The organism is Bifidobacterium saimiriisciurei (assembly GCF_010667655.1).
Lineage (GTDB): Bacteria > Actinomycetota > Actinomycetes > Actinomycetales > Bifidobacteriaceae > Galliscardovia > Galliscardovia saimiriisciurei.
On record NZ_WHZU01000012.1, the window covers coordinates 87,055 to 97,824 of the forward strand.

Here is a 10,770-nt window from a genome sequence, read left to right on the forward strand (position 1 = left end):
GACTGAGGGGAGTTGACCCCATCCAACCCACCATCCACCATCCCACAGAAATCCCGTCATGCAGCAATCCCTCACCGACCGAATCCTCGCGGACCGCGAGCAGTCGTCACGCCCCACCGGCGAATGGCGTCGGCTCATGCCGCAGGATTCGGCGTTGGTGTTCAACATCCAGCATTATTCGCTGCATGACGGTCCGGGCATCCGCACCATCGTCTTTCTCAAGGGCTGCCCGCTGCGCTGCCCGTGGTGCAGCAACCCCGAGTCGCAGCGGTTCGGCCCCGAAGTCAGCTACGTGGCCGACAAATGTATCGCATCGATGGGCTGCAACCGCTGTGCCCTCGCCTGCCCCGCCGCCGTCTCCTCCGGCGCTGAGGGCACATCCCCCATCACGCTCAATCATCCCGAGCTCGACCGTCTCGACCTCACCGAGCTCACCACGTTCGCCAAGTCGTGCCCATCGAAGGCCCTCACGCTTGAAGGCAGGCCGATGACCGTCGACGAGGTGCTCGACGTGGTGGAACGCGACGAGGTCTTCTTCGACCGTTCCGGCGGCGGCATTACGGTGTCGGGAGGCGAGCCGCTCGCCCACCGCACGTTCCTGACGAACCTGCTCGCCGGCGCGCACGACCGAGGCATCACCACGGCCATCGAGACCTGTGGCTACGCGCCCTACGCTTCGTTGGCGAGCGCCGCCGAGCATCTCGACAACGTCCTGTTCGACATCAAGTCGATGGACGACGCCAAACATCGCGAATGGACTGGCTTCGGCAACAAGCGCATCCTCGATAATTTCTCCCGTCTGTGCGCCGACCATCCCGAGATTCCGAAGCTCGTCCGCACGCCGATCATCCCCGGCTTCAACGATTCGCGCGAGGGCGTCGCAGCCATCATCGATTTTCTGCATGGCCTTGGCGGCCGTGAGGCGAACATCACGTATCAGCCGTTGAAATACCATCGTTTCGGCGAGGGCAAGTACCATGCCCTGGGCCGCGACTATCCCATGGGTTCCGTCAAGCTCGACGACGATCTGTTCAACGCCATCCGCGACGACGTGCTCGCGTCGGGTCTTGCCGCCGACGCCCTCTACCACGACGACGACCCCGACGACGTCGACGAGGACTGATTTTCGCCGCACGACTTATCCCCAGACTTGCGCCGGTTGTGCCCATACGCCACCAAACCCACAAAACTTGAGCCACTTGCCCGCCCCATGGCTCCCCTCTTGCAAGAGGGGAGCTGTCATGCGCAGCATGACTGAGGGGAGTCCCAAACACCCACAACCCCAAAACTTGAGCCGCAACCACTCAACTTTTTCACTCACAGTAAAACTCGGGAACACCATCCGGGAATACCGGTTGGGTGAAGTGAAAGGACAAGGCAGGAGCTCCGGAAGGGGTTCCGAGGACGGCCACGATAAACCGAGCGCCCGCAAGGGAGCTTGGGAAGCCAACCCGCCCTACTCCAAGATTTGAGTTCAAGGAGTATTGATTATGGCTATGTTTCCGGCTTTGATGAATGACACGATGTTCTCGGATCTGTTTGACGACCCGTTCTTCGAGGGTTGGCGCTCCGCTGGCAACAACGCCGCGGCCGCTACTCCCACCACGATGATGAGCACTGATGTCCGCGAGACCGACAAGGCGTATGACGTCGATATCGATATGCCGGGCTTCAACAAGGACGACATCAACGTCGAGCTCAACAACGGCTATCTGACCGTCTCCGCCCATAAGGACGAGGACCACGGCGACAAGGACGACGCCGGCAAGTGGCTGCGTCGCGAGCGCTACGTCGGCACCTGCTCTCGCAGCTTCTACGTTGGCGAGGACGTGAAGGAATCTGACATCCACGCCTCGTACAAGAACGGCACGCTGTGCCTGGAGGTCCCGAAGATCGAGGCCAAGCCCGAGGTCGAGGCCAAGCACCAGATCGCCATCGAAGGCTGATTGAATCGCTGAAATGACCGGCGTTGTTTCGCCGCCGTCTCCACCCTACGTTCTCTACGCGGACTGGATTTGACGGACCGGCGAGGAAACAAGCCAATCACAAAAAAGGGTCGTGATGATTGTGACGACAATCATCACGACCCTTTTTCATTGCGCCCCTTTTTATTGGTGTATCGCCGCATCCACGCGCGTGACCAGATCACGGTATTCGCGCGTCGCGCGCACCGCCTCGATATCCTCGGGATGCTCCGGATCGCGCGGAATATCGACGGGGATGTCCATCAGCACGGTGCCGGGATGAGAGCTGAGCACAATCACGCGGGTGCCGAGGAATATCGCCTCGTCGACGCTGTGGGTGATGAAGAACACGGTCTTGCGTTTCTCCTGCCAGATGCGCCGCAATTCCACCTGCAGATTCTCGCGGGTCAGCGCGTCCAAGGCGCCGAACGGCTCGTCCATCAGTACGATGTCGGGGTCGGCGGCCAGCACGCGCGCTATCTGCGCGCGCTGCTGCATGCCGCCGGAAAGCTCGTACGGTTTGCGGTCCGCCGCGTCGGCGAGACCGACGATGTGCAGATACTCCTTGGCCGTCCGTGCCCGCGTCGACGCGTCGACGCCCTGCACTTTCATGCCGAACTCCACGTTGCGCTGCACGTTGAGCCACGGATACAGCTGTGGCTTCTGGAACACCACGCCGCGCTTGGGGCTGGGGCCCGCGATCTTCTCGCCGCCGATGAGGATCTCGCCTTCCGTCGGCTTCTCGAATCCGGCGAGCATGTTGAGCAGCGTGGTCTTGCCGCAGCCGGACCGTCCGACGACGGTGATGAAGTCATGCCGGCGGATGCCGAAGTTGATGTCGTTCAGTGCGGTGACGTCCTCGCCGCGATCGGTATGGAAGCGTTTGATGACATGCCGGATGTCGACGGCCACATCGTTCGGCGCGCCATTCGTGGCCACGCCGCCCGATACACCGGCCGATGCGTTGCTTTCGCTGTCGCTCACTTGGCGGAGACCTCCTTGATGGCATCGGCGTAGAACGCCGAATCGTAGCTGCTGTTCACCGCGTCCACGCCGCCCTGCGCCTTGAGGAACTTGGCGGTCTTGGAGAACACGTCGGGCAATTGTTCGAAGCTCTTCTCCTGGTCGGCTGCGGTCTGGTATTCATAGCCCTTGACCTGCTGCCTGACCTGGTCCGGCTTTTCGTTGAGCTGTACGGCGATGGAATCGATGGCGGCCGCGTCACCGTCACGCACCTGTCCGACGGCGTGGTTCTCCACTGCGGTCCAGGTCTTGAGCACGCCGGGGTTGGCCTTGATGAACGCGCTGGTCGCGAGCTCGAGATCATAGGTCGGGGAACCGGTCTTCGCGGTCTCGGCACTTGACGTCACGGTCTTGCCGCCGTTGGATTTAAGCTCGCCAAGCACCGGATCCCATACCCATGCGGCGTCGATCTCACCACGCTGCCAGGCTGCGGGCATCTTGTCCGGATCGAGGTTGACGAGCTTCACGTCGGAATCGTTCAGTCCAGCGTCGGACAGAGCCGACAGCAGCGAGAAGTGCGACGTCGAGCCGAACGGCACGGCGATGGTCTTGCCTTTGAGATCCTTGATGGACGAGACCCCGGAATCGCGGGTGACCAACGATTCGGCCCCGCCGATCACGTCGTTGATCCAGATGACCTGCACCGGCAGGTCGAGCGGCTTGCTCACCGCCTTGACCGACGGACTGGAGCCCAGCAGGGCGATGTCCAGCGATTTCGCGCCGAACGCCTGCAGGACGTCGGCGCCCGAATTGAACTGGCTCCATTCGATCGTGGCCTTGGGCAGGCAGTTCTCAAGAAGCTTCTGGTCCTTGACCACCAGGTCGGCGTTCGGAATCGACTGCCAGCCTACACGGATGGTGCCGGTGAAGTCGTTGTTCACGTCGGTCGGGCATCCCGCCGACGCACCGGAGGCCGAATCACTGGTGTTGCCCACCAATTCATCGGCGGTCTTCATCTGCCCGCAGGCCGCCATCGACAGCACGGCCGCCCCCACGGCCAGCAGCGACAACGCCTTGCGCACCCTCTGCGCCGTCGCGTCCCTCAATCCAATAGACATGGTGATCCCTGTCATCCCCAAATTTTTCCTACATTCCACAACATCGGTTCCCTCTGATGAGGGAGCCTTGGCCGGCGACGGCCCTTATTCCTTGCCGACCCACGGCGTGAGCACACGGATGATGAGCTGGATGATGCCATCCAACGCCAGCGCGGCCACACCGATCACGAGGATGCAGGCGATGGTCAGCGGCGTGTTCATCTCCGTGCCGGAAAGATAGGCCAATGCGCCGATGCCGGGGATGCCGTTGTTGAGCTCGGCCGCCACGACGGTCGTCCATGCGAAGCCGACCGCCAGACGGATGCCGTTGAGCACCGACGGCAGCGCGCTCGGGAACATGACCAACGCCACCAGCTGGGCGCGGTTGGCGCCAAGCGACAGCGCCGAGTTGATGCGGTCGCGGTTCACGCTTTTCAGTCCGTCGATGGTGGCGAGCACGATCGGCGGGAACGCGGCGAGGAACAGCAGCCAGATCTTCGTGGTGTCGCCGATGCCGAACCAGACGATGAGCAGGCCGATGTAGCCCAGCGGCGGCAGCGCGCGGACGAAGTTGATGTACGGCATGATGAGCCGGTTCAGCCAGCGCACGCCGGACAGCACGAAGCCCAGCACCACGCCGACGACGATGGACAGCGCAAGTCCCACACCGATGCGTTCAAGGCTCATGAGCAGATGCTGCCAGAGGAAGTACTGCTGCACGCCACAGACGATGCGTGTCGACCCCGCAGCGATGGGATTGCAGGTGTTGGCGCGCACGAACGCGTTCCATACGGCGCCCGGACTGGGCAGGTACAGCGGGTTGACGAGCTTCGCCGCCGTCACGGCCCACCATGCGGCCACGAACACCAGCAGCGAAATCAGTCCCTGCACCTTGCCGATCGGCAGCTTCCGTCGTATGACGGCACCATTCCCCGGTGTCGGCGCGATGGAGCGGATGCGCTCCTTCACCTTGCCGGCGGGCAAGCTTACTGCGGTCATGTGTTCGTCCCCTTCTGCGTTTCCGATCGCGCACCGCCGTCTGTTCCGCCGACGTTCCGTTTCCGCCTTCCCGTGGCGTTTCGTCATGAGAAGGCGATCGGCCGGAATCCTCATAACGTCTTGAAATCCCCAGCTTCCCAACCAGCCGGAAAGCTTGCTCCCCACCTTAATCCCCGCCGTATGGCCCTATCACCGGATATGGCAAAAACGCTTATAGGCTTTCGCTATGACGTATTCCCAATCCTTGATTTTCCTAGCAAACACAGACTCCCGCCGTCTTTTTCCCATCCCCCGTTCCCGCGTATACTGCCAATCAGCCTACGGCGACCGTAGTGTTTTCAATCGTTGATTTCATACGAAGGGGATATTGATATGAGTGACCTGAGCGGTGAGGAAGTCGCCCGACTCCACGAGGAATACGTGCTCCAGCCGTGGGCCAAGCAGGGGGCGCCGGCCACGCCGGTCAAGCGCGCGGAAGGCATCTACTTCTGGGATTACGACGGCAAGCGCTACGCCGACATGAGCTCGCAGATGGTCTGTTCGAACCTCGGCCATCAGAACCAGGTGGTCGTCGACGCCATCAAGAAGCAGGCCGACGAACTGTGCTATATCGCTCCGAGCTTCGCGGTCGAGCCGCGAGGCAAGCTGGCGAAGCTGCTGGTCGAAATCGCCGGCGCCGAGCATTTCCAGCGGGTCTTCTTCACGCTCGGCGGTTCGGATTCCAACGAGAACGCCATCGAGATCGCCCGCTTCTACACGGGCCGTCCGAAGATCCTCTCCTGCTATCGTTCGTACCACGGCTCCACGCTGGGCTCGGCGTTCGCCAGCGGCGACTGGCGTCGTTTCGCCTATGAGACCGGCGGCGCGGCGCCGTCGTTCGTGCATTTCCTCAATCCGAGCGTGTATGAGGACGGTTTCGACCGCACGCCGGAGGATGAGGAGCGCTGCACGCGTCAGTACCTGCATCAGCTCGAACAGCAGATCGCCTATGAGGGTCCGGAAACCATCGCCGCTGTGCTCATGGAGTCGATCGTCGGCGCGAACGGCGTGCTCATCCCGCCGAAGGGCTACATGGAGGGCGTGGCCGAGCTGTGCCATAAGAACGGCATCCTGCTGATCTGTGACGAGGTGATGGCCGGTTTCGCCCGCTCCGGCAAGATGTTCACCTGGCAGAACTTCGACCTCGTTCCCGATCTCGTCACGTTCGCCAAGGGTGTGACCGGTGCGATGGTGCCGCTCGGCGGCGTGATCGCCAGCAAGGAGATCTCGAAGTTCTTCGAAAGCCATCCGCTTCCCTGCGGTCTGACGTATTCCGGTCATCCGCTGGCGTGTGCCGCCGGCGTTGCCGCCACGCAGTACTATCTCGACAACGACATCTGCGCCCATGTCAGGCAGCTCGAAGGCGTGCTCAAGCCGCGCCTCGAGGAGTTCGCCGAGCGTCACGCCTGCGTGGGAGAGGCCCGATGCATCGGTCTGTTCGCCGCGCTCACGCTGGTGAAGGACAAGGAGACCCGCGAGCTGCTGGCCCCGTACCATACGGCGAACGGCCGCATGCCGGCCATCTTCGCCGAGCTGAAGAAGCGCGGCTTCTACACGTTCGGCCGCGAATCGAACCTCAACGTCTGCCCGCCGCTCATCATCACCGAGGACGAGCTCAACGAGCAGCTCGACATCCTCGACGAGGTGCTCACCTGGGCCGACCGCGAGTTCTGCGAGTGATCCGCCATCCTGAGCGGAGCAAATGCACGACATCTCTGGCACGGAACGCGGGCAGCCTTTAGACCTGCGTTCCGTGCCATGTTTTCGCGGCAGGGAATGCGAAATCCGCCATAATCATCATTCCCTGCCGCAACACTACTCACACACGATAAGAGGACCGTTGGAATTCCAACGGTCCTCTTATTCGTATGGGCGTCTATTCCATCACGGAACGCAAGAAACATCCAATTCGACATTTCGTGCCAAAAAATCCCGTCACGGAGTGGCCAACGCTCCTCATATCGCATTCCGTGCCAAATACATCTGCCACGGAACCGGGGAAACACATATTCCGACATTCCGTGCCGAACAACCACGTCACGAAACGCAATACATCACATTGCCCGCGTTCCCTGCCACGCAATGCCACGCAATGCCACGCAATCAGCTGTGCAGCGGCTGCTTGCGGTCGGGGTACAGCTCCTCGGAAAGATGGTTCACCGCACGCGGCACCTCGCCGAAGCCCGCGGAGATGAGCTTCACCTTGCCCGGATAGTTCACCGCGTCGCCCACACCGTAGATGCCGGGGATCTCGGTCTCGAGGAACTCGTTCACCTGCAGGTCGCCGCGCTTGACCGGCAGTCCCCAGTCGCGCAGCAGATGGTTGTCCGACGTGAATCCGTAGTTCACGAGCAATGCGTCGACGTGCAGCGAGGGCTGGTCGTCGCCCTTCACCTGCGCCAGGTCGATGCGCAGTCCCGCATCCTCGCCCTCATCCACTACATCCACGAACTTGTACGGCGTCAGGATCTCCACGGAGGATTCCTTGAGCTGCGCCACGCTGGACTCCAACGCGCGGAAGTTGTCGCGACGGTGGATGAGCGTCACATGCGCCGCGATCTTCTCGAGTTCGAGCGCCCAGTCGATGGCCGCGTCGCCGCCGCCGGCCACGACCACGTTCTTGCCCTTGAAGTCGGCCAGCCGCTTGACGAAGTAGAACACCTTGTTGCCGTCGAGCCCGTCGCGGTCGTAGTCGATGGCGAGCGGCCGGGGCGCGAACGCACCGCTGCCGATGGCCACGATCACGCTGCGCGTATGCACGGAGCGGGTCTTCGTCGTCAGCACGAACGTGCCGTCGTCAAGACGTTCCAGCCCCTGCACCTCCTCGTTCACATGCACGTCGATGCGGTCGCCGAACGAGTCGATCTGCCTCTGCAGGTTGGCGATGAGTTCGGCGCCGGTGCCGGAGACGAAGCCGGCGATGTCGTGGATCGGCTTTTCCGGATACAGCGCCGCCACCTGGCCGCCCAGCTGCGGCAGGCTGTCGATGAGCTGCACGCTGAGATTGCGCATGGCCGAGTAGAACGCCGTGAACATGCCGATCGGGCCGCCGCCGATCACCACGACGTCGACGATGCCGTCATCACCTTCGGCTGCGTTCGCGGCGACCGTGGCCGCGTTGTCGGTAGTGCTCATAGTCTGAATATCCCCCCATGAATCATGAAAAACGGTTGATGATACGCGTCAGTATACGGATTCAACCCCGTCGGCGAAACGATGCCGTATTCCCCCAAATCGTTGCAATTGCAACGATTGATAACGACTCACAAATAGAACCGTCACCGCATTCGACGCCCGCGTAACATGACGGACAGCCCATAAGCGTTGCAATTCCAACGTTTTTCGGCGTTTTTAGTCCCCATTGTCCGTTTTGACAGCCACCCTCGCCGATTTGTACGCTTCCGTCTTGTTACAGACATTACAGGGCCAGCCGTCGCCGATATCGGAATCAAGGAGCCGATATCAACACCGACGACGACACGACGGAAGGGGACGAGCCGGGGTCATGAGTTACATCGCAACCTGGGCGGATCAGAAACTGAACGCCAATGAGATCAGCAAGCTCAAGGAGGACGGCCTTGACGTGTTCAAGGACCTCCCCGAGCTGGTGAAGAAGCCGTTCTCCGAGGTCGACAAGAGCTACTTCATGTACTTCAAGTACGCCGGCCTGACGGTGCAGAAGCCGCAGGACGAGGGCTACTTCATGATGCGCATCAAGATTCCCGGCGGCCGCATCAACATCAAGCAGGCCGATCACATCGCGTGGATCGGCGAGCACTACGCGCATGGCGTCATCGACCTGACGACCCGTCAGGCCGTGCAATACCATTGGATTCCGTTCGCCGAGCTGGTCGACATCTTCGCCGGCATCGAGAACGTCGGTCTGACGACGGTCGGCGCCGAGGGCGATATCACGCGTAACGTCATCGACAACACGCTGTCGGGCATCGACCCCGACGAACTGTTCGACACCCGTCAGACGGTGCTCGACGTGTACCGTCGCTTCCAGGGCAACTACGACTATTCGAACCTGCCTCGCAAGTTCAAGATCTCCATCAGCAGCAACCTGTACAACGCGGCCGACGCCGAGATCAACGACCTCGCGTTCGTGCCGGCCACGAAGCGCATCGGCCGTCATACGGTCAAGGGCTTCAACGTGAAGGTGGGCGGCGGCCTCGGCATGAAGCCGTATCTCGCCCAGCAGCTCAACATCTTCGTGACGCCGGACCGTGTGGCCGACGTCGCCGAGGTGGTCTGCCGCATCTACCGTGACTACGGCTACCGTCGCAGCCGCTCGAAGGCCCGTCTGAAGTTCCTGGTCAAGGACTGGGGTGCGGAGAAGTTCGAGGACAAGGTGCGCGAGTACATGCCCGATCTGCAGACCAAGGGCCGCGACCGCACCAAGGGCTGGAACAACGGCAATGCGCTCGGCATCCATCGTCAGAAGCAGAAGGACTTCTACTACATCGGCGTCTCCGTGCCGTCCGGCCGCATCTCGGCCGACGATTTCAAGGCGCTGGTGGATGTGGCCCGCGAATACGGCAAGGACGAGATCCGCTTCGACCACTGCCAGAACATGATCATCCCGTGGATTCCCGCGGACAAGATCAAGGAGGTCGAGGCGCTGCCGATCTTCGAGAAGTTCTCGCTGCATCCGCATCTGATCGCCGACTACGGCAACACCTGCACGGGCGCCGAGTACTGCAACCTGGCCAACACGCTTACGAAGTCCATCTTCAAGCCGCTGGTCGAGGAGCTCGACAACCGCTTCTCGTTCGACAGCCCGCTGAACGTGACGATGACCGGCTGCGGCAACAACTGCGCGCACCGTTCCATCGCCGACATCGGCGTGGAGGGCGTGCACGCGCGTACTCCCGACCGTCAGCACGTGCCTGGCTTCAAGCTGTCGGTGGGCGGCAGCCTGGTGAACGGCGGCCACTTCAACGAGCAGCTGAAGGGCACGTTCTCCCAGGCCCAGCTGGCCGATTCGATTTCGTCGCTGCTGGCCGACTACCGCGACAACCACGAGGGGTCCGAGACGTTCTACGAGTACTACTCGCGCACCGGCACCGATCATTTCCAGGAAGTTTTGAACAATTACACCGCAACCCTACCCGCAACGGAGGTACTGAAATAATGAGCACCAAGATCATCTTCACCAGCGCGACTGGCAACACCAAGGAGGCCGTCGAGCTTCTTGAGGAGGCGCTGCAGGACCTCGATCAGGACGTCGAGGTGTTCGACGCCGAGGACGGCGTGGAGGTCGACGAGTTCTTCGACGACGCCGACAACTACGTCGTGGCCAGCTGGAGCGACGGCGACAACGGCGAGGTGCCTGGCGGCATCGTGGACTTCTACGACGATCTCGACGGCTACGACCTGTCCGGCAAGAAGGTCGCCGTGCTGGGTACGGGCGACACCAGCTACCCGCACTTCTGCGCTGCGGTCGACATCTTCGAGAAGCTCCTCAAGGAGGACGGCGCCGAACTGGTGGCCGAGCCGCTGAAGATCGAGCTCGCCCCCGACGATGACGCCATCGAAAAGATCAAGGATCTCGCCAAGACCCTCGCCGAATAACTTCTCTACCGTAGCGTTGGGATGTGTGATGCGCGACCGTAGGCTAGCGAATCGTCTGCTAGGCTGTGCCAAGCAGACGACCGAGCGGCGGCCGAACGGCCTTGAGTGTGTCGCGCATCACACATCCCAAC

Annotated in this window: 9 protein-coding genes; 5 read left to right on the plus strand and 4 right to left on the minus strand. The window is 61.8% G+C overall.

The window, feature by feature from the left end; all coding sequences use genetic code 11:
* Window positions 1-58 precede the first annotated feature (58 nt).
* A complete protein-coding gene (locus GFD18_RS08050) occupies window positions 59-1,123 on the plus strand; it encodes a glycyl-radical enzyme activating protein (protein ID WP_225432989.1) in 1,065 nt (354 codons plus the stop codon).
* A gap of 367 nt (window positions 1,124-1,490) precedes the next feature.
* Window positions 1,491-1,946, plus strand: coding sequence for an Hsp20/alpha crystallin family protein (locus GFD18_RS08055; protein ID WP_163200489.1), 456 nt, complete (start codon window positions 1,491-1,493; stop codon window positions 1,944-1,946).
* A gap of 162 nt (window positions 1,947-2,108) precedes the next feature.
* Here the strand turns inward: GFD18_RS08055 and GFD18_RS08060 are convergent, their stop codons facing one another.
* From GFD18_RS08060 to GFD18_RS08070, 3 genes are all read right to left on the minus strand, one after another.
* Window positions 2,109-2,948, minus strand: a complete 840-nt coding sequence (locus GFD18_RS08060; RefSeq protein ID WP_204314010.1) for an ABC transporter ATP-binding protein — start codon at window positions 2,946-2,948, stop codon at window positions 2,109-2,111.
* Window positions 2,945-4,045, minus strand: a complete 1,101-nt coding sequence (locus tag GFD18_RS08065; RefSeq protein ID WP_163200488.1) for a taurine ABC transporter substrate-binding protein — start codon at window positions 4,043-4,045, stop codon at window positions 2,945-2,947. The genes GFD18_RS08060 and GFD18_RS08065 overlap by 4 nt, the downstream gene beginning before the upstream one ends.
* A gap of 84 nt (window positions 4,046-4,129) precedes the next feature.
* A complete protein-coding gene (locus GFD18_RS08070) occupies window positions 4,130-5,023 on the minus strand; it encodes an ABC transporter permease (protein WP_163200487.1) in 894 nt (297 codons plus the stop codon).
* Window positions 5,024-5,395: 372 nt separating this feature from the next.
* Between GFD18_RS08070 and GFD18_RS08075 the strand changes: the two genes are divergently transcribed.
* Window positions 5,396-6,742, plus strand: a complete 1,347-nt coding sequence (locus GFD18_RS08075) for an aminotransferase class III-fold pyridoxal phosphate-dependent enzyme (protein ID WP_163200486.1) — start codon at window positions 5,396-5,398, stop codon at window positions 6,740-6,742.
* A gap of 423 nt (window positions 6,743-7,165) precedes the next feature.
* Here the strand turns inward: GFD18_RS08075 and GFD18_RS08080 are convergent, their stop codons facing one another.
* Window positions 7,166-8,197 (minus strand): NAD(P)/FAD-dependent oxidoreductase, encoded by a 1,032-nt coding sequence (locus GFD18_RS08080; RefSeq protein WP_163200485.1) that lies wholly within the window; start codon window positions 8,195-8,197, stop codon window positions 7,166-7,168.
* 370 nt (window positions 8,198-8,567) lie between these two features.
* Between GFD18_RS08080 and GFD18_RS08085 the strand changes: the two genes are divergently transcribed.
* Complete coding sequence (locus GFD18_RS08085; RefSeq protein ID WP_163200484.1) at window positions 8,568-10,199, plus strand: nitrite/sulfite reductase; 1,632 nt, start codon at window positions 8,568-8,570, stop codon at window positions 10,197-10,199.
* Window positions 10,199-10,639: a flavodoxin domain-containing protein gene (locus GFD18_RS08090; RefSeq protein WP_163200483.1), complete on the plus strand. Its 441-nt coding sequence runs from the start codon at window positions 10,199-10,201 to the stop codon at window positions 10,637-10,639. Before GFD18_RS08085 ends, GFD18_RS08090 begins: the two co-directional genes overlap by 1 nt.
* Window positions 10,640-10,770 lie beyond the last annotated feature (131 nt).

Bases quoted from the DNA above. Each gene is read 5' to 3' on its own strand.
- GFD18_RS08050 (WP_225432989.1), top strand. From the start codon at position 59: ATGCAGCAATCCCTCACCGACCGAATCCTCGCGGACCGCGAGCAGTCG.
- GFD18_RS08055 (WP_163200489.1), top strand. From the start codon at position 1,491: ATGGCTATGTTTCCGGCTTTGATGAATGACACGATGTTCTCGGATCTG.
- GFD18_RS08065 (WP_163200488.1), bottom strand. From the start codon at position 4,045: ATGTCTATTGGATTGAGGGACGCGACGGCGCAGAGGGTGCGCAAGGCG.
- GFD18_RS08070 (WP_163200487.1), bottom strand. From the start codon at position 5,023: ATGACCGCAGTAAGCTTGCCCGCCGGCAAGGTGAAGGAGCGCATCCGC.
- GFD18_RS08075 (WP_163200486.1), top strand. From the start codon at position 5,396: ATGAGTGACCTGAGCGGTGAGGAAGTCGCCCGACTCCACGAGGAATAC.
- GFD18_RS08080 (WP_163200485.1), bottom strand. From the start codon at position 8,197: ATGAGCACTACCGACAACGCGGCCACGGTCGCCGCGAACGCAGCCGAA.
- GFD18_RS08085 (WP_163200484.1), top strand. From the start codon at position 8,568: ATGAGTTACATCGCAACCTGGGCGGATCAGAAACTGAACGCCAATGAG.
- GFD18_RS08090 (WP_163200483.1), top strand. From the start codon at position 10,199: ATGAGCACCAAGATCATCTTCACCAGCGCGACTGGCAACACCAAGGAG.